3 protein-coding genes (1 of these 3 only partly in view) are annotated in these 24,998 nt (G+C 73.7%); all 3 read left to right on the top strand.

Annotation, left to right across the window (positions count from 1 at the left end; translation table 11 throughout):
* Tightly spaced (each overlapping or abutting the next), the 3 genes in view from ACLJQZ_RS04540 to ACLJQZ_RS04530 form a layout consistent with a single transcriptional unit that may run on beyond the window.
* Positions 1-21,580 carry the 3' portion of an SDR family NAD(P)-dependent oxidoreductase gene (locus tag ACLJQZ_RS04540; RefSeq protein WP_410618757.1) on the top strand. Its footprint begins 983 nt before the window's first position, so 21,580 of the gene's 22,563 nt are visible here — the last part of the coding sequence; its start codon lies beyond the left edge, outside the window; it ends in the stop codon at positions 21,578-21,580.
* The gene (gene fabD / locus ACLJQZ_RS04535; protein ID WP_410618755.1) at positions 21,577-23,790 is read left to right on the top strand and encodes an ACP S-malonyltransferase; all 2,214 of its coding nucleotides are present in this window, start codon (positions 21,577-21,579) and stop codon (positions 23,788-23,790) included. Before ACLJQZ_RS04540 ends, fabD begins: the two co-directional genes overlap by 4 nt.
* Complete coding sequence (locus tag ACLJQZ_RS04530) at positions 23,787-24,998, top strand: cytochrome P450 (protein WP_410618753.1); 1,212 nt, start codon at positions 23,787-23,789, stop codon at positions 24,996-24,998. Before fabD ends, ACLJQZ_RS04530 begins: the two co-directional genes overlap by 4 nt.

Here is a 24,998-nt window from a genome sequence, read left to right as displayed (position 1 = left end):
CGAGCTGGCCGAGCGTTTCGGCCCGCCGCTGGAGACCGGGGCCGCGCTCACCGCGCTGCACGGAGCGCTCGCGCTCGGTGCCGCCCACGTCGTGATCACCGGGGAAGGGAACCACATGACCGGCCAGGACGACCTCCGAGCCCGCGTCCTCACGCGGCTGAAGGACCTGATCGCCGAGACGATGCGCCTCGACGCGGCCCGCCTGGACGCCGAAGCGCCGCTGGACGGCTACGGCATCGACTCCCTCACGGTGACCCGGTTGAACCGCCGCTTCACCGAGTGGTTCGGCGCGCTGCCGAAGACGCTGCTGTACCAGTACCCGACCCTCGCGGCCCTGGCCGGCCACCTGGCGGAGCGCGACCCGGAGGGCTGCACCCGCTGGCTCGACACCGCCCCCGCACCCGCCGCCCCCGCGCCCGCCGCCCCGGCGGGCGAGACCGGCGGCCGGGTTGCGGCGGGTGCTCTGCCGCGGCTTGTCGTGAGTGGTAATGCGGGTTCTAACCCTCATTACCACTCACGACCGGGGGCGACGGGCGAACCCATCGCCATCATCGGGATCAGCGGCCGCTACCCCGACGCGCCCACCCTCGACGCCTTCTGGCAGAACCTCCGCACCGGCCGCGACAGCGTCCGCGAGATCGACCGCTGGCCCCTCGACGGCTTCTTCGAGCCCGACCGGCAACGCGCCGTCGAGGAGGGCGCCAGCTACAGCAAGTGGGGCGGCTTCCTCGACGGTTTCGCCCGCTTCGACGCGGCCTTCTTCGGCATCGCCCCGCGCGACGCCGCCGACATCGATCCGCAGGAACGGCTCTTCCTCGAGACCGTCTGGTCCGCGCTCGAGGACGCCGGCTACACCCGGGAGCGGCTCGCCGCTCAGCACCAGGGCCGTGTCGGGGTCTTCGCCGGCGTCACCAAGACCGGCTTCGACCGCAACGACCCGCCCACCGTGAGCGGGCCCCGCCGCGCGCCGCGGACGTCGTTCGCCTCGCTCGCCAACCGCGTCTCCTACCTGCTGGACCTGCGCGGCCCGAGCCTGCCCGTCGACACCATGTGCTCAGCCTCGCTGACCGCGATCCACCAGGCCTGCGAGCAGCTGCGCCACGGCGCGTGCGAGCTCGCCATCGCCGGCGGCGTGAACCTGTACCTGCACCCGTCGACCTACGTCGAGCTGTCCCGCGCGCGGATGCTCGCCGCCGACGGACGCTGCCGCAGCTTCGGTGCCGGCGGTGAGGGCTTCGTCCCCGGCGAAGGCGTCGGCGCGGTGCTGCTCAAGCCCCTCGCCGCGGCCGAAGCCGATGGTGACCCGATCCACGCCGTCATCGTCGGCTCGGCCGTCAACCACGGTGGCCGCACCAACGGCTACACCGTCCCCAACCCGCGCGCCCAGGCCGCCGTCGTCCGTGAAGCGCTCGACAACGCCGGGCTGACGGCGGCCGACGTCGGCTACATCGAGGCCCACGGCACCGGCACCCGCCTCGGTGACCCCGTCGAGGTCGACGGCCTGACCGAGGCGTTCGCGGACACCCCGGCGGACTGCGCCCTCGGCTCGGTCAAGTCGAACATCGGCCACCCGGAGGCGGCGGCCGGCATCGCCGGGCTGACGAAGGTGGTGCTGCAGCTGGAACACGGCGAGCTGGCGCCCACCCTGCACGCCGAGCGGACCAACCCGGACATCGACTTCGCCGCGACGCCGTTCACGCTGGCCCGCGAGGGCGGCGCCTGGCCCTCGACCGGCCGCCGGGTCGCCGGGATCTCCTCGTTCGGCGCGGGTGGGGCGAACGCGCACGTGCTCGTCGCCGAGTACCCGCGCGCCGTGACGCCGACGCCGCTGCGCCACCCGGTGCTGCTCCCGCTGTCCGCGCGGACCGACGCCGACCTGCGTGCCCGCGCCGCCGGCCTGGCCGCCTGGCTCGACGCGCAGGAGACGCCGGACCTCGCGGCCATCGCGGCGACGCTGCAGCGCGGCCGCGAGGCCATGGACGAGCGCCTCTGCTTCGTGGCCCGAAACGCGGGGGAGTGGCGCGAGCAGCTGGACGCCTACTTGTCCGAGACCGCCGACGGCCCGTGGTGGCGCGGGAAAGTCCAGGCGAGCAAGGAAACTCTCGCCGCGCTGGCCGGTAAACCCGAGGTGCGCGCGCTGGTCGAGCAGTGGGTCGCCGACGGCGCCTGGGGCGAGCTGGCCGCGTTCTGGACCAAGGGCACCCCCCTCGACTGGTCCGAAATGGACAGTGCCGCGGCTCGGGTGCACCTGCCCGGTTACCCGTTCGCCGGGCCGGAGTTCTGGTTCGAGCCCGCCGAGGTGGTGGCGACCCCGCGCGAGGAGCACGTCGACGCGCAGGACGTCCTGCTGGCCGAACTCGCCGACATCCTGCAGATGCCGGAAGGCGACATCGAGCGGCACCGGCCGTTCGCCGACTACGGCCTCGACTCGATCCTCGGCGTCAGCCTCGTGCACCGGCTCAACGAGACCCTCGGCACCGACCTCGACACCACGGACCTCTTCGACCACGGCACGGCCGACCGCCTCGGCGCGTTCCTCGCCGGTGCCCGTCCCGTCGCGAAACCCGCTGCCGCGGCGGCGCGGGACGACGACGCGATCGCCATCGTCGGCCTCGCCGCGCGGTACGGCGACGCGGAAACCCCCGAGGCGCTGTGGGACCACCTCGCCGCGGGCGCCGACCTGGTCGAGCCCGTCACGCGCTGGCCGCTCGCCGCCGGCGTCACCTGCCGCACCGGCAGCTTCCTGCGCGACATCGACCGCTTCGACCCGGCGTTCTTCGGCATCTCCGGCGTCGAGGCGACGGCGATGGACCCGCAGCAGCGGATCTTCCTCGAACAGTGCTGGAACGCCCTGGAGGACGCCGGTTACACGGGGGAGCGCCGGCTCGGCGGCCGCACCGGCGTGTACGTCGGGTGTTACGCCGGGGACTACGGCGAGCACCTCGATCAGACCGCCCCGGCGCAGGCGCTGTGGGGCACGATGGGCTCGGTCGTCGCGTCGCGGATCGCGTACCTGCTCGACTTCACCGGCCCGGCGCTCACCGTCGACACGTCGTGCTCCAGCTCGCTCGTCGCGCTGGACCTGGCCTGCCGCGACCTGAAGGCGGGCACGGCCGACGTCGCCATCGCCGGCGGCGTGTTCGTGCAGACGACGCCGCGGCTGTACGCCTCCGCGACGCGCGCCGGCATGCTCTCGCCGTCGGGCCGCTGCCGCAGCTTCGACGCCGGCGCCGACGGGTTCGTCCCGGGCGAGGGCGCGGGCGCGCTGGTGCTCAAGCGACTGGCCGACGCCGAGCGCGACGGCGACCACATCCACGCGCTGATCCGCGCGTCGGGCGTCAACCAGGACGGCACGACCAACGGCATCACCGCCCCGAGCGCGGCGTCCCAGGAACGGCTGCTGCGCGAGGTCCACGCGGGCCTCGACGGCGTCCAGCTCGTCGAGGCGCACGGCACCGGCACCCAGCTGGGTGACCCGATCGAGTTCCGCGCGCTGTCCCGCGTGTTCGCCGACGCCCGTCCGGGCAGCATCGCGCTCGGCTCGATCAAGACGAACATCGGGCACACCCAGTTCGCCGCGGGCGTCGCGGGGGTGGTGAAGACGGTCCTTTCCCTGCGCCACCGCACGATCCCGGCGTCACTGCACTTCGACGCCGCCAACACGCGGATCCCGTTGGCAGGCAGCGCTTTCTCGGTCCCGACCGCTACGACGTCGTGGCCCGCACCCGAGCGCGGCCCGCGACGCGCGGCCGTCAGCTCCTTCGGCGCGAGCGGCACCAACGCCCACGTCGTGCTGGAGGAGTACCCGCGCACGCCGGTTGCCGACGTGCCGGGGGAGCAGGCCTTCCTGCTGTCCGCACGGTCGCCGGAGGCGCTGCGGGTCGTGGCCGAACGGCTCGTCGCGCACCTGGACCGCGAGCCCGGTCCGGCCGCGGCGGAACTGGCGTACAGCCTCGCCGCCGGCCGCGCCGCCCTGCCGCACCGGCTCGCGGTCGTCGCCGACGGCACGGCTGAGCTTGCGACCCGCCTGCGCGCCTGGCTGGCCGGCGCGGCCACCGAGGTGCTCACGGGCGAGGTGCCCGCCGACGCCCAGCCGGACGTCGTTCGCCCGTCGACGGCCCGCGACCTGGCCACGGCGTTCGTCCGCGGCGCGATCGCCGACGTCGCCGAGGCCTTCCCGGCGGCAGCGCGACGCGTGGTGCCGGCGCCGACGTACCCGTACGAGCGCCAGAGCTACTGGCCGGCGGCCGTGCCGTCCGAGGGTCTGCCGCGGCTTGTCGTGAGTGGTAATTCGGGTTCTAACCCGAATTACCACTCACGACCCCACCCAGCGGACCTGGCGCCCCCCGTCTACCGGGTCCGGCTCACCGGGGAGGAGTTCTTCCTCGCCGACCACCACGTCAACGGCCAGGCGGTCCTGCCCGCCGTCCTCTCCCTGGAGTTCGCGCGGCGCGCCGTGACGCCGGGCGTCGCGTTCACACCGGCCGGTCTGCGCGATCTCGTCTGGAGCGCACCCTTCCCCGTGGACGTCACCGGCGCCGATCTCACCGTCGAGCGTGACGGTGGCGCCTTCCGCATCCGGCGTGACGCCACCGACGTCCACGCCCAGGGCCGTTACACCGAGCCGGAACCCGCCGATAGCGTGCCGCTCGACGCCGTTCGTGCGCGGTGCACCGCCCGGTCGCTCACCGCGGAGCAGTGCCGCGCCGCGCTCGACGCCGTCGGCATCCGCCACGGCGCCCGGCTGCGGGCCCTCGACGGGCTCGCCGTCGGCGACGGCGAAGTGCTGGCCAAGCTCGTCGTGCCCGCCGCCGCCCGTGGCGCCGACCTGGCCGTGCACCCGGCGTTGCTCGACAGCGCGGTCCAGGCCGTCGTCGGCCTGTTCGGCGACCCGACCGGTGCGCTGGCCGAGCGCGACGGCCGGCCCGCGCTGCCGTTCGCGGTCGACGCCGTCGACATCCTCACGCCCACCGCCGAGACGATGTGGGCCCACGTCCGGCGCGCCACCGACGGTGCCGAAGTGACCACAGTGGACATCGACGTCTGCGACGACGCCGGCCGCGTCGCGGTCCGCCTGCGTGGGCTCGCCTTCCGCCGCGTCGCCGAGACGTCGTCCTCGCGCACGGCGCTGCTCGCCCCGGTGTGGGACGCGGTCTCCGGTGCCGAAGAGCCCGCGGTCGGCTCCCGCCTGGTCCTCGCCGGGGGCGACGCGGCCGACCGGGACGCCTTCCTGGCCGCGTTCCCCGGCGCGACCTTGCTCGACGGAGACCTTCCCGCCGACGTCGACCACGTCTTCTGGCTGCCGTCCGGTGACGGCGTCCTGAGCGTCTTCCGGCTGGTCAAGGCCCTCTTGAACGACGGTGCGGACGGCCGCGAGATCGGCTTCACCGCGGTCACCCGGCAGGCGTGCCGGGTGCCGGGCGACCGGACCCTCGACGCCACGCACGCCGGCGTGCACGGCCTGCTCGGCTCCGTCGCGAAGGAGTACCCGCACTGGCAGGTGCGGATCGTCGACGTCGCCGCGGGCGAGCCGGTGCCGTGGGACGCGGTGGCGAACCCGCCCGCCGGCCCGCACGGCGTCGTCGTCGCCCGGCGGCACGGCGAGTGGTTCCGGCCGCGGCTGCTGGAAGTCGCCGACACGCCGTCCGACACACCGTCGGCGCCCGGTGGCGTTGTCGTCGCGATCGGCGGCGCGGGCGGCATCGGCACCGTGTGGACCGAACACCTGCTGCGCCGCCACGGTACCCAGGTCGTCTGGATCGGCCGCCGTCCGCTCGACGCCGGGATCGCCGCCGGCCAAGAGCGGCTCGCCGCGTTCGGCCCGAAGCCGGACTACGTGCGCGCCGACGCGTCCGATGTGGACGATCTGCGCCGGGCGTGCGCGCAGATCGTCGAGCGGCACGGGCCGGTGCACGGCGTGCTGCACACCGCGATCGTGCTGGGCGACCAGAGCGTCGCGCGGATGGACGAGGAGCGCTTCCGCACGACCTACGCGGCCAAGGCGGACATCGCCGTCAACCTGGCCGAGGTCTTCGCGGACCAGCCCCTGGAGTTCGTCGCGTTCTTCTCGTCGATGCAGGCGTTCTTCACCGCGCCCGGCCAGGCCAACTACGCGGCGGGCTGCGCCTTCGCCGACGCCTACGCCGACCAGCTCACCGAGCGGCTCGGCTGCCCGGTGAAGGTGATGAACTGGGGTTACTGGGGCGGCGTCGGCATCGTCGCCGAAGACGGCTACCGGCAGCGGATGGCGCGCCTCGGCCTCGGCTCGATCGAACCGGCGGAGGGCATGGCCGCGTTCGACCGCCTGCTGACGTCGCCGTTCGACCGGCTGGCGCTGCTGAAGGCGGCCGACGCCCGCAGCATCGCCGCGTTCTACGAGGACAGCGCGCTCACGGCGTTGCCGGGTGGTTCCGCCTCGCCGGTCGCCGATCTGCTCGCGGCGCGGCCCGACCGGAGCGCGGACATCGAGCGCGTGCGCGTCGCCGCCGACGGCCACGGGCGGTCCATGGAGGCCGCGCTCGTCCGGATCACCTGGGCGCTGCTGCGCGACCTGGGCCTGTTCAGCCGTCCGGGCACGGCCGCCGAGCTGCTCGCGGCCGGCGGGATCGAGCCGCGGTACTCGCGCTGGCTGACGCACACCCTGGACGTCTTCGTCCGCACCGGCCTGCTGCGCTCGGCCGACGACCGCTACGAGGCCGTCTCCCCGTCCCCGGTGGACGTCGCCGAGGCGTGGCGCCGCTGGGACGCCGACCGGGCGCCGTGGCTGGCGAGCGAGGGCAAGCGTCCCCAGGCGGTGCTGGTCGACACGACCGTGCGCGCGCTGCCCGACATCCTGACCGGCCGCCGTCCCGCGACCGACGTCATGTTCCCGAAGTCCTCCCTCGAACTGGTCGAGGCCGTCTACCGGAACAACCCGGTGGCGGACTACTTCAACGACGTCCTCGCGGACACCTTGGTCGAGCACGTCCGCACCCGCGTGGCGGCGGATCCCGCGGCCCGGCTGCGGATCCTGGAGATCGGCGCGGGCACGGGCGGCACGAGCGCGGTCCTGTTCCGGCGGCTGGCGCCGTGGCGGGACAACATCGAAACCTATTGCTACACCGACCTTTCCAAGGCGTTCCTGCTGCACGCGCGCCGGGCGTACGGGTCGCTCGCGCCGTACCTCGACCCGCGGATCGTCGACATCGAGAAGCCCCTGGCGGAGGGGTTCGGCGGCTTCGACGTCGCGGTCGCGACGAACGTGCTGCACGCGACGCGCAACATCCGCGCCACGCTGACGAACACGAAAGCGGCCCTGCGCGCGAACGGCGTCCTGCTGCTCAACGAACTGAGCGACAACGTGTTCTTCAGCCACCTCACGTTCGGCCTCCTGGACGGCTGGTGGCGCTACGACGACCCGGCCCTGCGCATCTCCGGCTCGCCCGGCCTGACCCCGCGCGACTGGTTGCGCGCCCTGGAGGAGACGGGCTTCCATCCGGCGTTCATCGCCGCGGAGGGCGCGGACGACCTCGGGCAGCAGGTGTTCGTGGCCGAGAGCGACGGCGTGGTGCGGCAGCCGGTCCGGGCTGGTGGGTCCGCCTTCTCGCCGGTCGCCGACGAACCCGTCCCGGTCGCCGTCACGCCTGCTCCCGCTCCCGCTCCTGTCACGGCGAGCCCGGATCGGGAGACCGAGCTGCTGGAGCGGGCGCGTGACCACTTCCGCGCGCTCGTCGCGGACGTGCTGCAGCTGCCGGTGGCCTCGGTGCGCGCCGACGTGACGTTCGACCGGTACGGCATCGACTCGATCCTGGTGGTCCAGCTGACCGAGGCGGTGCGCAAGGACCTCGACAACGTCGGCAGCACGCTGTTCTTCGAGGTCCGCACGATCGACGGGCTGGCGCGCCACTTCGCCGAGACCCAGCCGGACGCGCTCGCCGCCCTGGTCGGCGTCGCCGCAGCGCAGGAGTCCGAGGTGCCGGAAGCCGCCTCGACGCAGGTCGTGGAATCGGCACCGGCCCCGGTCGCCGACTCCGTGCCCGCGGCCCGGCCGGACGAAGAACCGCCCATCGCCATCATCGGCATGGCCGGGCGCTACCCGGGCGCGCGGGACCTGAGCGAGTTCTGGGCCAACCTCCTCGCCGGCACCGACTCCGTCACCGAGATCCCCGGCGACCGCTGGGACCACGACCGCTACTACGACCCGCGCCGCGGCGCCCCCGGCAAGACCTACGCCAAGTGGGGCGGCTTCCTCGACGGCGTCGACGAGTTCGACCCCCTGTTCTTCGGCATCTCGCCCGGCGCGGCGTCCACAATGGACCCCCAGGAGCGGCTGTTCCTGGAGTCCGCCTACGAAGCGCTGCAGGACGCCGGCCACACGCGGGATTCCCTGCGGGCCGCCGCCCGGGCGCGCGTCGGCGAAGACGCGGGTGACGTCGGGGTGTTCGCCGGCGCGATGTACACCGAGTACCAGCTCTACGGCGCCGAACAAGCGGTGCGCGGGGAACCGATCGTCGTGCCCGGGAGTCTGGCGTCGATCGCGAACCGCGTCTCGTACTTCTTCGACGCGAGCGGCCCGAGCATCGCCGTCGACACCATGTGCGCCTCCGCGCTGTCCGCGATCCACCTCGCCTGTGCCGCGCTGCGGCGCGGCGAATGCGGCGCGGCGCTGGCCGGCGGCGTCAACCTGTCGCTGCACCCGAGCAAGTACCTGATGATCGGGCAGACCCAGTTCGCCGCGAGCGACGGCCGGTGCCGCAGCTTCGGCGAGGGCGGCGACGGCTACGTGCCCGGCGAAGGCGTCGGCACCGTGCTGCTGCGCCCGCTCGCCGACGCGGAGGCCGACGGCGACCGCATCCTCGGTGTCATCCGGGGCAGCGCCGTCAACCACGGCGGCCACACCCACGGCTTCACCGTGCCGAACCCGCGGGCGCAGGGCGCGGTGATCCGGCAGGTCTACCGCAAGTCCGGGGTGGACCCGCGGCGCATCGGCTACGTCGAGGCGCACGGCACCGGCACCCCGCTCGGCGACCCGATCGAGATCGCCGGCCTGACCGCGGCGTTCGGCGAGTTCGCCGGCGATCGCGAGTTCTGCGCGCTCGGCTCGGTCAAGTCGAACATCGGCCACCTGGAAGCGGCGGCCGGCGTCGCCGGGCTGAGCAAGGTGCTGCTGCAGATGCGGCACGGCACGTTCGCGCCGTCGCTGCACGCCGGGCGCGTCAACCCGGAGATCGACTTCAGCGCCACGCCGTTCGTGCTGCAGCGCGACGCCGCGCCGTGGCCGCGCGACGGCGGTGTGCCGCGCGCCGGGGTGGTCTCGGCGTTCGGCGCCGGCGGAGCCAACGCCCACCTTCTCGTCGAGGAGTACATCGTGTCCGAACGTGCGCAAGGACCAGCCGCGGCGCAGGCCGTGGTGCTGTCGGCGCTGGACGAAGACCGGCTGCGCGAGGCCGCGGCCCGCCTGCGCGACGACCTGAGCACGCGGACCGACGCCGACCTGGCCGACATCGCCTACACCCTCCAGGTCGGCCGCGAGCCGATGCCGGCCCGCTTCGCGACGGTGACGGATTCGATCGAGGCCCTGGTGTCCGCTTTGGACGCCTACGTCAGCGGCGCGGAACTGCCCCCGGACACGTTCGCGGGCACCGGGCTTTCGGGCACGCTGGCGGCGCTGGCCGCGGACGACGACTTCCAGGAAACCCTGGTCCGCTGGGGTGCGCGCGGCAAGCTGGCCCCGCTCGCCGAGGCCTGGGTGGGCGGTGTGGAGGTGGACTGGTCCCGCCTGCACACCGGCGGCCCGCGCCCGCGCCGGGTGGGGTTGCCGACGTACCCGTTCGCCCGGGAGCGGTACTGGTACACGGATGTGCTGCCGGGGAGCCGGAAGCACACCGGGGCCGCGCCTGCGGTGCGGGCCGGGCGCACTGGGTCGGCGACGGTTGCTGCGCAGGCTGGGCCGGCAGGTCCTGCGACCCAGGCGGAGGTTGCTTCGCCCTTCGCGGCGGCGGGGCCGGTCGCGACGCAAGCGAGGCGGGCAGCGCCTGCCGGGGCATCGGTTCCTGTGGTGCGCAAGGCTGCCGCCGCGTCTGCCGTTCCGGCATCACCCGCCGCTGTGTCCGCCGCGGGTGGTGACCTTCCCGCCGGCGACCTCACCGTCTGCCCGGTCTGGGAGCCGCACCGGCCCGCCGATGTCGTGTCCGGTAGCGCCGTGCTCGCGATCGGGCTGTCCGCCGACGACGCCGAGGCGATCCGGGCGTCCGGGACCGAAGTGTCCACCGAGGACGATGGCGACGTCGACCGGGTCGTCGTGAAGGTGCCGACCCGTGCCGGAGGTACCGCGGCCGAGCGCATCGAGGAACACCGCCGCGCGACCCGGCAGCTGTTCCGCATTCTCAACCGGCTGCAGGCGACCCACGGCGACCGCGACTTCGAGCTGACCCTCGTCACCCACGACGCGTTCACCCGGGACCCGGCCCAGGCCGGCCTGCACGGGCTCGTCGGCGGGCTCGCCAAGGAACAGCCGCGGTGGCGGGTCCGAGCCGTCGACCTCACCGCCGGCGAGCCCTTCCCCGCCGCGGAGGTGTTCGGGCTGCCCGCCGACCGCCGCGCCCATCCCTTCCGGCGCACCGGTGGCCAGTGGCTGCGTCGCCGGCTGGTGCCGGTCGAGCAGGCCGCCACGGCCGCCGCGTTCCGGCGCGGCGGGGTGTACGTCCTCACCGGTGGCGCCGGGGACCTCGGCGTCGTGCTCAGCGAGTACCTGGCCCGCACCTACGACGCCCGGCTCGTCTGGGTCGGCCGCCGCCCCGAGGACGACGGGATCCGGGCCCGGCGCGCCGGGATCGCCGCGGAGTACCTGCAGGCCGACGTCGCCGACCCGACCGAGCTGCGGCACGTCCGTGACGACGTCCTCCGCCGCCACGGCCGGATCGACGGCGTCGTCCACCTGGCCATGACCTTCAGCCACACCCCGCTCGCCCAGCTGGGCGAGCCGGACCTCGAAGCGACACTCAAGTCCAAAGTGGACCCGTGCGTGCACTTCGCCGACGTCTTCGCCGATGCCGGCCTCGACTTCGTGCTGCTGGTGTCGTCGCTGGTCAGTTTCATCCGCAACGCCGACCAGGCGCACTACGCCGCGGCCTGCGCCTACGTGGACGCGGCGGCCGACGGCCTGCGCGACGCCCTCGGCTGCCGCGTGAAGACCGTCAACTGGGGTTACTGGGGCAACGTCACCGACGACCTCCTCGACGGCATGGCCGCCCTCGGTCTCGCGCCGATCGAGCCCGCGACCGCGATGGCCGCCGTCGAGGGACTGCTCGCCGGGCCGCTCGACCAGATCGGGTTCCTGCGGCTCGGCCGGCCCCTGCCGGTCGAAGGCGTGCTCACCGGGGAGACCGCGGTGATCGAGCCGCACGCGGTGGCCACCCCGGCCGAACCCGCCGCGCCGAAGCTGCCCGACGCGCTCGCCACCTACCAGGCCGGTCCGGTGCCCGCCGAGATCGACGCAGCCCTGGCCCGCTGGGTCGCCGCCGAGCTGCGGGAAGCCGCCCTCACCGGTGCCGACGAGCGGTTCGCCGGCTGGCTGCCGCCGATGCTGCGGGTGCTCACCGACCACGGCCTGGTCGACGATTCCGGACAGTGGATCCCGGGACCGGACGCCGAGACCTGCCGCGCCGGGTGGCGGCGCGACGCCGAACGCTGGGCCGCGGCCAACCCCGACCTGCGCACGCCCCTCGACCTGCTCGGCCGGACCGTGCCCGCCCTGCCCGCCGTGCTGCGCGGCGACGTCCTCGCCACCGACGTCCTGTTCCCGAACGGCTCCTTCGCGCTGGTCGAGGGCGTCTACCGGGACAACCGGGTCGCCGACCACTTCAACGCCGTCCTGGCCGACCACGTCGCCGGCTTCCTGCGGGCGCGCCTCGCCGCCGAGCCCGGTGCGCGGCTGCGCGTCCTCGAGGTCGGCGCGGGCACCGGCGGGACCACCCGCGTGGTCCTCGACCGGCTGACCCGCGCCGGGCTGCCGCTCGCCGAGTACTGCTTCACCGACGTCTCGCGCGCCTTCCTGCACTGCGCCGAGGACGCCTTCGACCACGACTTCCTGACCTACCAGGTCTTCGACGTCGCCGAGCCGCCGCACGGGCAGGGCCTCGACACCGGCGCGTTCGACGTCGTCATCGCGGCCAACGTCCTGCACACCACCGCCGACGTCCGCGCGACGCTGCGCAGCGTCAAGGCCCTGCTGCGCGGCAACGGCCTGCTGGCGCTCAACGAGATCAGCGGGTTCTACCTCGTCAACCACCTGACGTTCGGCCTGCTCGACGGCTGGTGGACGCACACCGACGCCGAGCTGCGCGTCCCCGGCAGCCCGGCGCTGTCCCCGGCCGGCTGGGCCGCGGTGCTGGCGCAGGAGGGCTTCACCGGCGTCGCGAACCCGGCGTCCGACGCCGAGCCGCTCGGGCAGCAGATCGTCGTCGCCCACAGCGACGGCGTCGCCCGCGGGCCGCGCGTGGTCGAGGCACCCGCGCCGGCGGAAGAACCGGCGCCCGCAGGGGAAACGACGTCGATCGCCGCCGTGGTCCTCGAGAAGCTCGCCGACGCACTGCGGATGGCCGAGACCGCGATCGACCCGGCCCGGGCGTTCGCCGACTACGGCCTCGACTCGATCGTCGGCGCGGGGTTCGTCCAGCAGCTCAACGAGTCCCTCGGCCTCGACCTGCTCACCACGGTGATCTTCGACCACCGCAGCGTCGAGCTGCTCGCCGCGCACATCGCCGAAAGCCACCAGCCCACCGTCCCCACCGCGGCACCGGAACCGGAACCGGGACAGACAGACCCGATCGCCATCGTCGGTATCAGCGGCCGGTTCGCGCGGTCACCCGACCTCGACGCGCTCTGGCGGCACCTCGCCGACGGCGACGACCTGGTCGGCCCGATCGAACGCTGGGACGTCTCCGGTCCCGAGTGGACGGACGTCGCCTGCCGGGAAGGCAGCTTCCTCGACGGCATCGACGAGTTCGACGCCCGCTTCTTCAAGATGTCCGGCCGCGAGGCCGCCTACACCGACCCCCAGCAACGCCTGTTCCTGGAAGAGGCGTGGACGGCGCTGGAGAACGCCGGCTACGTCGGCGACGCGCTCGACGGCAAGCGCGCGGGCGTCTACGTCGGCTGCACCGGCGGCGACTACACCGCCTGGTTCGACGAGCGCCCGCCCGCACAGGCGGCCTGGGGCAACGCGCCGTCGATCGTGCCCGCCCGGGTCGCCTACCACCTGAACCTGCGCGGGCCCGCGATCGCCGTCGACACGGCCTGCTCCAGCTCGATGGTCGCCATCCACCTCGCCTGCCAGGGGCTGTGGAGCGGCGAGACGGACCTCGCGGTCGCCGGCGGTGTCGCCGTGCAGACCACGCCGAAGACCTACCTGACGGCGGGCCGCGCGGGGATGCTGTCCCCGACCGGCCGCTGCCACACCTTCGACGCGGCCGCCGACGGCTTCGTCCCCGGTGAGGGCGTCGGTGTCGTCGTGCTCCGGCGGCTTTCCGACGCGCTCGCCGACGGCGACCACGTCCACGCCGTCATCCGCGGTTCCGGCATCAACCAGGACGGTGCGACCAACGGGATCACCGCGCCGAGCGCGGCGTCGCAGGAACGGCTCATCCGCGAGGTGCACGAGCGGTTCGGCATCGACCCGGCCGAGATCGGCCTGGTCGAGGCGCACGGCACCGGCACCAAGCTGGGCGACCCGATCGAGACCGCGGCGCTGGTCGGCGCGTTCGGCGCGGCCGAAGGGTCCCGCGGCTGCGCCCTAGGCACGGTGAAGACGAACATCGGCCACACGATGTCGGCCGCGGGCGTCGCGGGCCTGCTCAAGATCGTCCTCGCCATGCGGCACCGGACGCTCCCGCCGTCGCTGCACCACGACGAGACCAACCCCGCGATCCGCCTCGACGGCAGCCCCTTCCACGTCACCACGGAGCTGACGCCGTGGGAGCCGAACGGCCGCGGCAAGCTGGTCGCCGCGACGAGCTCGTTCGGGTTCAGCGGCACCAACGCGCACCTCGTCGTCGAGGAGCCGCCCGCGACCACACCGCGCGGTGACGACGGCCGTGAGCGGCTGTTCCTGCTGTCCGCGCCCCGGCCGGAAGCCCTTCGGCTACTGGTCGAAGGCCTGGCCGAGCACCTGACCGCGCACCCGGACGCGGTGCTCGCCGACGTCGCCTACACCCTTGCGCACGGCCGGGCCCACTTCGCCCAGCGCGTCGCCTTCGCGGCCACCGACCGCGAGACTCTGGTACGGCAGCTGGAAAACTGGCTGGCGGACGGGACCGTCCCCGCCGCTGCCGAACTCGAGGACATCCGGGCGCGGTGGAGCGAAGGCGGCAAGCTCGACGCCGAGTTCACGGGCCGCCGGACGCCGTTGCCGACGTACCCGTTCCAGCGCCGCGCGGCCTGGGCCGGCGGCGTGACGCCGGCGAGCGCCCTGCCCACCGGACCGAGGCCCCACGAGCCGATCGCCGTCGTCGGGCTGGCCGCCCGGTTCGCCGACAGCCCGGACGCCGAGAGCCTGTGGAACCACCTCGCCGCCGGCGACGACCTGGTCGGCGACGTCACCCGCTGGGACCTCGCCGGGAAGCTGGGCCCGAAGGCGGGCCGCCAGTACGGCAGCTTCCTCGACGACCCGGCCCGGTTCGACGCGCTGTTCTTCAGCGTCTCCGGCACCGAGGCGGTGCACACCGACCCGCAGCAGCGCGTCTTCCTCGAAGAGTGCTGGCACGCGCTGGAGGACGCCGGGTACGCGGGGGAGCGGCTCACCGACCGCGCGTGCGGCGTCTACGTCGGCGCCTACCCGGGCGACTACCACCAGCTGATCGGCGGCGAGAAGCCCCCGCAGACCATGTGGGGCAACATGGCCTCGGTCATCGCGTCGCGGATCTCGTACCTGCTCGACCTGTCCGGGCCCGCGATCGCCGTCGACTCGGCGTGCTCCAGCTCGCTCGTCGCCATCCACCTGGCGTGCGACAGCCTGCGGCTCGGCACGGTGTCGATGGCCCTGGCCGGCGGCGTGTTCGTCCAGGCGACACCGCGGCTCTACGAGTACTCGTCGACCGCGAAGATGCTCTCGCCGACCGGGCGCTGCCGCACCTTCGACGCGTCCGCCGACGGCATGGTGCCCGGCGAGGGCGCCGGCGTCCTGGTCCTGAAGCGGCTGTCCGACGCGGTCCGCGACGGCGACCACGTCTACGGCGTGATCAGCGCCTCCGGCGTCAACCAGGACGGCGCCACCAACGGCATCACCGCACCGAGCGCCCAGGCCCAGGAGGACCTGGTCCGCCAGGTCCACCGCGACGCCGGCGTGCGCCCGGGCGGCGTCCAGCTGATCGAGGCCCACGGCACCGGCACCCCGCTCGGCGACCCGATCGAGTTCGGGGCGCTCTCGGAGGCGTTCACCGGCGCGCCCGCGGGTGGGTGCGCGCTGGGGTCGATCAAGACGAACGTCGGGCACACACAGTTCACGGCGGGGGTCGCCGGCACGATCAAGGCGCTGCTCGCGCTGCACCACCGGCAGGTGCCGCCGTCGCTGCACTTCGGCCGGGCCAACCCGGCGATCCCCTTGGCGGACAGCGCGTTCTACGTGCCCACGTCGCTGCGCGAGTGGCCGTCGCCGGAGTCCGGGCCGCGGCGTGCGGGCGTGAGTTCGTTCGGCGCCAGCGGGACCAACGCGCACCTCGTCGTCGAGGAGGCGCCGGGCTCCGAGGCGACGCACGCCGCGCGGGACGAGTGGCTGGTCGTGCTGTCCGCGCAGGACGAGACGGCGTTGCGCAGCCACGTCGAACGGGTGCTGGCCCACGTCGAATCCCACGACGTCGACCTCGGCGATGCCGCTTACACCCTCGCCGTCGGACGCCGGCCGGAGAACGTGCGCTGGGCGTGCGTCGCGCCGGACCGGGCCGCGTGGATCGACGCCATGCGGGCCTGGCTGCGCGACGGCCGGGCGGACACGGTCGTCACCGGCTCCGTGCCCGGCGACCGGCCCGAAGTGTCCGCTGTGGACGGTCTGACGCCGGCCGAGGTGGCCGCGCGGTACGTGCGGGGCGAGGTCTCGTCGCTGGGCGCGTGGTTCGGCGCCGGGTTCCGGGTGGTGCCGCTGCCGGGCTACCCGTTCGGCGGGGAGCGGTACTGGATCGACGAGGCTCCCCCGACTGTCCACAAGGGATTCGACGGGCCCGTCGTCGAGCTGACCGGGCGCGAGTTCTTCCTGGACCACCACCGGGTGTCCGGGACGCCGGTGCTGCCGGGCGTCGCGTACCTGGAGCTGGCGCGAGCCGCCGCGGAGGCCGAAGGGTTCGGCCGGACCGGGGTGGCGTTGCGCAACGTCGTCTGGACGCGGCCGGCGCGGATCACCGGTCCGACGACCGCCGAGGTCGTCCTCGACCCGCAGGACGGCGGGTTGGCCTACCGGATCACGACGACCACCGGCGGTGAGACGCAGACGCACGGCCAGGGGCGCGTCGAGCCGACTGTCGCGGCGGCACCGCCGAAGGTGGACATCGCCGCGCTGCGGGCGAAGTGCACGCGGCGCACGCTCGACCGGGCCGCCTGCTACGCGCTGTACGAGGACACGGAGATGGGCCTCGGCCCGGCGATGCGCGGCATCGAGCGGCTGGAGATCGGCGACGGCCTGATCGTCGCGCGGTTGCGGCGCCCCGCCGCGGCCGGCGACGGCTTCACCGTCAATCCGGCGATGCTCGACTCCGCGCTGCAGTCGACGCTCGGCCTCGCGCTGGCGGAGGGCGCGGACGAGGTGACGGCGGCGCTGCCGTTCGCGCTGACGGAGGTCCGCGTGCACGCCGCGACCCCGGTGGCGGGCTGGGCGGTGATCCGCCCGTCGGCCAACGACCGCCCGGGCACCGTCCGGCGGCTGGACATCGACCTGTGCGACGAGGCGGGCGAGGTGTGCGTGCGGCTGCTGGGCTTCACGTTCCGCGAGCTGCCCGCGCCGGAGAAGAAGGAGCCCGCACCCGTCGACGACCAGGTCGTGAGTGACGAGCCGGCCATCGAGGCCGGGGAGCTGGTGCTGGCCCGTTCCGCTTGGCTCCCGGCCGCGCCGATCGCCGCCGCGCCGGAGTTCGTGCGGCATGACGTGCTGCTCGCCGGGCTCGACCCCGTCGACCTGGGTGATCTCGGGGCGACCTGCACCGTCCTGCCGGGTGGCGGCGATCTCGCCGCCGCGTTCAGCCAGCGCGCCGAGCAGCTGCTCGCGCACCTCCAGGACGCCGTCGTCGCGAGCCGGGAGGGGCGGGTGCTGGTCCAGGTCGTCGTGCCGGACGGGTCCACGGACCTGGCGCTCGCCGGGCTGCTGACCACCGCGCGCTACGAGCACCCGAAGCTCGTGACCCAGCTCGTCGTGGCCGGACCCGACGGCCTCGCGGACCGGCTGCGTCGGGAAAGGGCCGACACCGACGACGTCGTCATCCGTGAGGCGGCCGGACGGCGTGAGGTCCGGCAGCGGACGCCGCTCGCCGACGCCCCCTCGGTGCGGCCCTGGCGTGACGGCGGCGTCTACCTGATCACCGGCGGCGCCGGCGGTCTCGGGCGGGTGTTCGCCCAGGAGATCGCCGACAGCGTGGCCGATCCCACGATCATCCTTTGTGGACGTTCGGCGCACGGGCCCGGGAACTACCGGCAGCTGGACGTCACGGACCGGGCCGCCGTCGAGCGGTGCGTCCGGGACGTCGTGGCCGAGCACGGGCGCCTCGACGGTGTCCTGCACAGCGCCGGCGTGCTGCGGGACGGCTACCTCGTCAAGAAGGACGCCGCCGACCTGCGGGCCGTTCTGGCCGCGAAGGTCGCGGGGTTCGTCAACCTCGACGAGGCGACCGCCGGGCTGGACCTCGACTTCTTCATCGGCTTCTCGTCGCTGTCGGCGTCCGGGAACCCGGGCCAGGCCGACTACGCCGCGGCCAACGCCTTCCTCGACGAGTACGCGGCGCACCGTGAAGCGCTGGTCGCCGCGGGGGAGCGGCGCGGGCGGACGCTCAGCGTCGGCTGGCCGCTGTGGGCCGACGGCGGGATGCGCGTCGACGCCGCTACCGAGCGGTCGATGCGGGAGACCGTCGGCATCCTGCCGATGCCCGCGGCGGCCGGCGTCGAAGCCCTGCACCGGGCCTACGGCAGCGGCGAACCCCACGTCCTCGTGATGTACGGCGACCGGGCGCGGATCGGACAGACCCTGCTGCGCAACGAAACGGAGGTGACCACCATGCCCGACAGCCTGGTGACGCTGCTGGCCGACCGCGTGTCGCGCCTGCTCGACGTCCCCGCCGACGAGATCGAGGGCGGGGTCGACCTGAGCGAGTACGGCTTCGACTCGATCTCCCTCGTCGACTACGTCGGCCTGCTCAACGAGGAGTTCGGCCTCACCCTCGTCCCGACGCTGCTCATCGAGTACCCCACCCTCGACGGCCTGGCCGGGTACCTGACGGAGAACCACGGCGACGTCTTCGGCGCGACACCGGCACCAGAGCCGGAACCGGCGCCGGAGCCGGAGCAGACGCCGGAGCCGGAGCAGACGCCGGAAGAGCGGCCGGACCTGCTGGCCGAGCTGACGGAGCTGACGGCGAACGTCCTCCGCCTGCCGGCCGGGCGGATCGAGGGCGGCCGCGAGCTGAGCAAGTACGGCGTCGACTCCCTGTCGCTCACCGAGCTGATCTCGGAGATCAACGCGCGGTACGGCCTGGCGCTCGACCCGACGCTGCTGTTCGAGTACCCGACGCTCAACGGCCTGGCCGGCTACCTCCGGGAGCACCACGCCGACCGGGTCGCGCCCAAACCCGGGCCGGAGCCCGAGCCGGTCGTCAAGGCACCCGCTGTCCCGAAGACCAAGCCGCAGGAAGGCCCCGAGCCGATCGCCGTGATCGGGATGAGCGGCCGGTTCCCGATGGCCCACGACATCGCCGAGTTCTGGCGCAACCTCGCCGAAGGCCGGGACTGCATCGGCGAGATCCCGGCCGACCGCTGGGACTGGCGCGAGTGCTTCGGCGACCCGATCACCGAACCCAACACCAGCAACGTCAAGTTCGGCGGGTTCATGGACGGCGTCGGCGACTTCGACCCGCTGTTCTTCGACATCTCGCCGCGCGAGGCCGAGCTGATGGACCCGCAGCAACGGCTGATGCTGCTCTACGCCTGGAAGGCCCTCGAAGACGCCGGTTATGCGGCGGAGTCCGTCGAAGGCAGTGACATGGCCATCGTCGTCGGCACCGCCAGCACCGGTTACCCGACGATGGTCGCGAAGTACTCGCCGGTCGTCGAACCGTACGACGCCACCGGGGCCGCGCCCTGCCTCGGGCCCAACCGGATGAGCTACTTCCTCGGCGTCCACGGCCCGAGCGAGCCGGTCGACACCGCCTGCTCCAGCGCGCTCATCGCCACCCACCGCGCGGTCGGCGCGCTGCAGGACGGCACGTCCGACATGGCGATCGTCGGTGGCGTCAACACCGTGCTCAGCAAGGACCTGCACATCAGCATGAGCAAGGCCGGCATGCTCGCCGAAGACGGCCGGAGCAAGACGTTCTCCGCCGACGCCGACGGGTACGCCCGCGGCGAGGGTGTCGGGATGCTGGTCCTGAAGCGGCTTTCGGTGGCCGAGCGGGACGGCGACCACGTCTACGGCCTGATCCGCGGCACCGCCGAAAACCACGGCGGCCGCGCGAACTCGCTGACCGCGCCGAACCCGAAGGCGCAGGCCGCGGTCATCCGCACGGCCTACCGCAAGGCCGGCGTCGACCCGCGCACCGTCGGCTACATCGAGGCGCACGGCACCGGCACGAAGCTCGGCGACCCCGTCGAGATCAACGGCCTCAAGGAAGCCTTCCGCGACCTCTACGACAGCACAGACGGGGCGGACGTCGCGGGCGCGCACTGCGGGATCGGCTCGGTGAAGACCAACATCGGGCACCTCGAGGTCGCGGCCGGCGTCGCGGGCATGATCAAGGTGCTGCTGCAGATGAAGCACCGGACCCTGGTGCGGAGCCTGCACTGCGACACGGTCAACCCGTACGTCAAGCTCGACGGGACGCCGTTCTACCTGGTCCGCGAGCAGCAGCCGTGGCAGGCGCCGGTCGACGACGCCGGGGCCGAGCTGCCGCGCCGCGCCGGCGTGAGTTCGTTCGCCTTCGGCGGCGCCAACGCGCACATCGTGCTCGAGGAGTACGTCCCGGCGCCCGTGGACCGGACGCCCGCGGCGCCGCTGCCGGTCGTGCTGTCCGCGACCCACCCGGAGGTGCTGCGCACCCTGGTGGCGGACTGGGTCAAGGCCCTGCGCGAGGGCACTTACACCGACGCCGACCTCACCTCGATCGCTTACACGTCGCAGATCGGGCGCACGCCGCACGCCGAGCGGCTCGGCTGCGTCGCGGCCACCGTCGAGGACCTCGCGACCGGGCTGGAGTCCTGGCTGCGCGGCGAACCGGACCGCTCGATCGTGACAGGCCGCGTCGTCCGCGACGACGTCCCGGCGGCACCCGAGAGCACCGATGCGACGGCCACGGTCCGGGCCTGGGTGCGCGGCGCCGACGTCGGCTGGAACCGGTGGCACCCGGACGCGCCGCGGCGGATCCCGCTGCCGACCTACCCGTTCCGGCTGAAGCGCTACTGGCTCGACACGAGCACCCCGGTGGCGGGAGGTACCCCGAAGCTGCACCCGCTCGTGCACACCAACACCTCGGACCTGACCGGCCCGCGCTACACCACGCGCTTCACCGGCCGCGAGTTCTTCCTCGCCGGCCACCGGGTCCGCGGCGTCCCGGTGCTGCCGGGCGCGGCCTACCTGGAGATGGCCCGGGCCGCGGCGGACCTGGCGGGCGGCGCCCGGCCGGTCGTCAGCGCCACCTGGGACCGGCCGCTGCCGGTCGAGCGCGCCACCGACGTCCACATCGGACTGTCGGCCGATGGCGGCGCCTTGTCCTACCGCGTCTTCACCACCGGCCCGGACGGCGAACCCGTCGTCCACGGCCACGGCGAGCTGACCGACGGAGACGGGGAATCGCCGCCGCGGCACGACATCCAGGCGCTGCTCGAAGAAACCGGTGGGAGCGTGCTCGACGCGGCGGAGTGTTACGCCCGGTTCGAGCGGCTCGACCTCAGGTACGGCCCCGCGCTGCGGACGATCGAGCGGCTGCACAGCGGCTCGCGGCTCGCGGTGGCGCGGCTGCGGCTGCCCGCCGAGGCCGGCGCGGAGACGTTCGTGCTGCACCCGAGCCTGCTCGACGCGGCGTTCCAGGCCACCCTGGGCCTGTTCGCCGCCGACGGCGCCGAAGCCGTGCCCGCCACGCTGCCGCGGTCGGTCGACGAGGTCCGCGTGCTGCGGCCGTTGCCCGCCTCGGCGTGGGCCGTGGTCCGGTTCAGCGACGGCGGCGCGGTGCCCGGCGAGTACGTCCTCGACGTCGACCTGTGCGACGACGACGGCGAGATCTGCGCGCGGCTGCGCGGGTTCCGCGTCCGGTCCCTCGACCCCGAGCCGGTCGATCCCGGTGACGAGTTCCTGGCCCAGCTGATCGAGGCGGCCGGTGACGGCGCGATCAGCCTGGCCGACTTCGAACGGAGCCTGACGTGAAAGCGGTGATCTTCCCCGGCCAGGGCGCCCAGGTGAAGGGCATGGGCCGCGAGCTGTTCGACGCCTACCCGGAGCAGGCCGACCAGGCTTCCGACCTGCTCGGCTACTCGATCCGCGAGCTGTGCCTCGAGGACCCCCGGCGCGAGCTGAACCGCACGGAGTTCACCCAGCCGGCGCTGTTCGTCGTCGGGGCGCTGGCTCACCGGCGGTGGCGCGAGCAGAACGCCGGGCAACCCGCGTTCTACGCCGGGCACAGCCTCGGCGAGTACTGCGCGCTGCACGCGGCCGGCGCGTTCGACTTCGCGACGGGCCTGCGGCTCGTCCGGCGCCGGGGCGAGCTGATGGCCCGCGCCGAGGGCGGCGGCATGATCGCCGTCACCGGCCTCGACCGCGACCAGGTCACGGCGCTGGTGCGCGAAGGCGAGTTCTGCACCCTGTCCGTGGCGAACGACAACTCGCCGCAGCAGTGCGTCGTCTCGGGCGACGCCGAGTCGATCGACGAGCTCGGCACGTTCCTGCGGGACCGCGGCGTCCGCTGGGTCCGGCTGCGCGTGTCCGGCGGCTTCCACTCCGCGCTGATGCGCCCGGCCCAGCAGGAGTTCCGCCGCTTCCTCGACGCCTTCGACCTCGGCACGCCGGACGTGCCGGTGATCGCCAACGCCACGGCGCGGCCGTACGCGCCCGGGACCACGGCCGGGGTGCTGGCCGACCAGATCGTGCAGCCGGTGCGCTGGACCGAAACCGTGCGGCACCTGCTCGACGCGGGCGTCACGGACTTCGTCGAGCTGGGCGGCACCGTGCTGAGCAAGCTCGTCGAGCAGACGCGGGCCGCGTCCCGGGCGCCGGTGCTCCGGCCCCAGGACCTCGGCAGCGCCGCCTTCCGCGCGCGGCACGGCCTCCGTTTCGCCTACGTCGCCGGCGGGATGTATCGCGGGATCGCGTCGCCGGACCTGGTCACCCGGCTGGGGCGCGCCGGGATGCTCGGCTTCCTCGGCACCGGCGGCAGCGAACCGGCCGAGATCGAGCGCGGGATCAAGGAGATCCAGGCCGCCCTGGCCGGGGATCAGCCCTACGGCGTCAACTTCATCGCGAACCACGACGACCCCGCCGGCGAGGAGGCCGTCGTCGACGTCCTGCTGCGGCACGGCGTCCGGCTGGTCGAGGCGTCGGCGTTCATCCAGATGACGCCCGCGCTCGTGCGCTACCGCGTCACCGGCCTGCGACGCGGACCCGGTGGCGAGCCGGTGTGCGAACACCGGGTGCTGGCGAAGGTGTCCCGGCCCGAGGTCGCGGCGGCGTTCCTGGCCCCGCCGCCGGAGGCGGTCCTGGCCCGGCTCCGCACGGACGGCGCGATCACCGCCGAGCAGGCCGAGCTGGCCCGGCGGGTGCCGATGAGCCACGACGTCACCGTCGAGGCCGACTCCGGCGGGCACACCGACGGTGGCATCCCGACCGTGCTGCTGCCCTCGCTGCTCGAACTTCGCCGCCGGGCGCAGGCCGAACACGGCTACGCCGAGCCGATCTGCATGGGCCTGGCCGGTGGGATCGGCACGCCCGCCGCCGTCGCGGCCGCGTTCGTGCTCGGCGCCGACTACGTCCTCACCGGCTCGGTCAACCAGTGCACCGTCGAGGCCGCGACCAGCGACGCGGTCAAGGACATGCTGCAGGACATCGATGTGCAGGACACCGACTACGCGCCGGCCGGTGACATGTTCGAGCTCGGCAGCCGGGTCCAGGTGCTGCGCAAGGGCGTGTTCTTCCCGTCGCGCGGCAACAAGCTCCACGCGCTCTACAGCCACCACGACGGCATCGACGACCTGCCCGCGAAGACCCGGGCGCAACTGGAGCGCAGCTACTTCCGCAAGCCCCTGGACGACGTCTGGGCCGACGTCGTGGCGCACCTGCGCGCGAGCGGCCGCGCGGAACTGGTGGAGCGCGCGGAAAAGCAGCCGAAGCAGAAGATGGCGCTGATCTTCCGGCGCTACTTCGGCTACAGCGCGCGGATCGCGCTGGAAGGCCGCCGCGACGACAAGGTCAACTACCAGGTCCACACCGGACCGGCCCTGGGTTCCTTCAACCAGTGGGTGAAGGGCACCCCGCACGAGTCCTGGCGGCACCGGCACGTCGACGAGATCGGCCTGCTGCTGCTGGACGGCGCCGCCCAGCACCTCGCGGCGTTCTCACGAGTAGCGAAAGGACAGATGGCATGATCACCGAGTTCGACACCTGGGGCGTCCACGAACAGCAGTTCTGGCTGCGCGGCACCACCGCGGACCAGCCGGTCACCTTCGACGCCGAAAGCGGCATGTGGAACGTCTACGGCCACGCCGAGGCGTCGAAGGTGCTGAGCAACCCGAAGTTGTTCTCCTCCAACATGATGCGGCTGATGGCCGCGGAGATCGGCGCCGACATCGAGGAGGCGTCGGCCGGGGAGCTGCTCTACCTCGACCCGCCGCGCCACACCCGGCTGCGCCGGCTCGTCAACCACGCCTTCACCCCCAAGGTCCTCGCCGACCTCGAACCGCGGATCGCGGGTCTCACCCACGAGCTGCTGGACGAGGCGAAGGTGACCGACCGGCTCGAACTGGTCAGTGCGCTGGCCTACCCGCTCCCGGTGATCGTGATCGCCGAGCTGCTCGGCATCCCGGCGAGCGACCGCGACCTGTTCCGCCGCTGGGCCGAGTCGCTGATCCCGTCGACGTCCACCGAGGACGTCTCGATCGTCGGCCGGTTCGAGGGCCAGGAGGAGGTGACCGAGACGACCCTGCGGCAGCGCAAGGAGTTCGGCGAGTACCTGGCCGAGCACATCGAGGACCGCCGCAGGCACCCGCGCGAGGACCTGCTGAGCGGGCTGGTGCACGCCGAGGTCGAGGGGGAGCAGCTCAGCGACAAGGAGATCGCGACGCTGGCCGACGTCCTGCTGCTGGCCGGGCACGTGACCACGACCATGCTGCTCGGCAACACGATCCTCTGCCTGGACGCGCACCCGGACGAGTTCGCCCGCGTCCGCGCGGACCGCTCGCGCCTGCCCGACGTCATGGAGGAGTCGCTGCGCTACCTCCCGCCGTTCGCCGTGACGTCCCGGGCGACCACGGCCGAGGCCGAGGTCGGCGGCGTGACGATCCCGGCCGACCAGCTCGTGATGGTCTGGCTCGGCGCCGCCAACCGCGACCCGCTGGTCTTCGACGACCCCACGGAGTTCCGCCCGGGCCGCGACCCGAACCCGCACCTGACGTTCTCGCGCGGCATCCACTACTGCATCGGGGCCGGCCTGGCCCGGCTCGAGGGCCGGATCGCGCTGGACATCCTCTTCGACCGCTTCCCGCGGATCACCACGATCCCGGACGAGCCGCCGCGGTTCATCCGCAGCTCGCAGATGCTCAACGCCTTCACGCTGCCCCTCGCCGTCTCGTCCTGA

The sequence above is a fragment of the Amycolatopsis sp. cmx-8-4 genome (assembly GCF_046548675.1).
GTDB lineage: Bacteria > Actinomycetota > Actinomycetes > Mycobacteriales > Pseudonocardiaceae > Amycolatopsis.
The sequence above is the reverse complement of the archived record's forward strand: the minus strand, read 5'-3'. Positions and strand labels throughout refer to the sequence as shown.

What these genes read in the sequence shown, in the direction of transcription:
- ACLJQZ_RS04530 (WP_410618753.1), top strand. Translation starts at nt 23,787, where the DNA reads ATGATCACCGAGTTCGACACCTGGGGCGTCCACGAACAGCAGTTCTGG.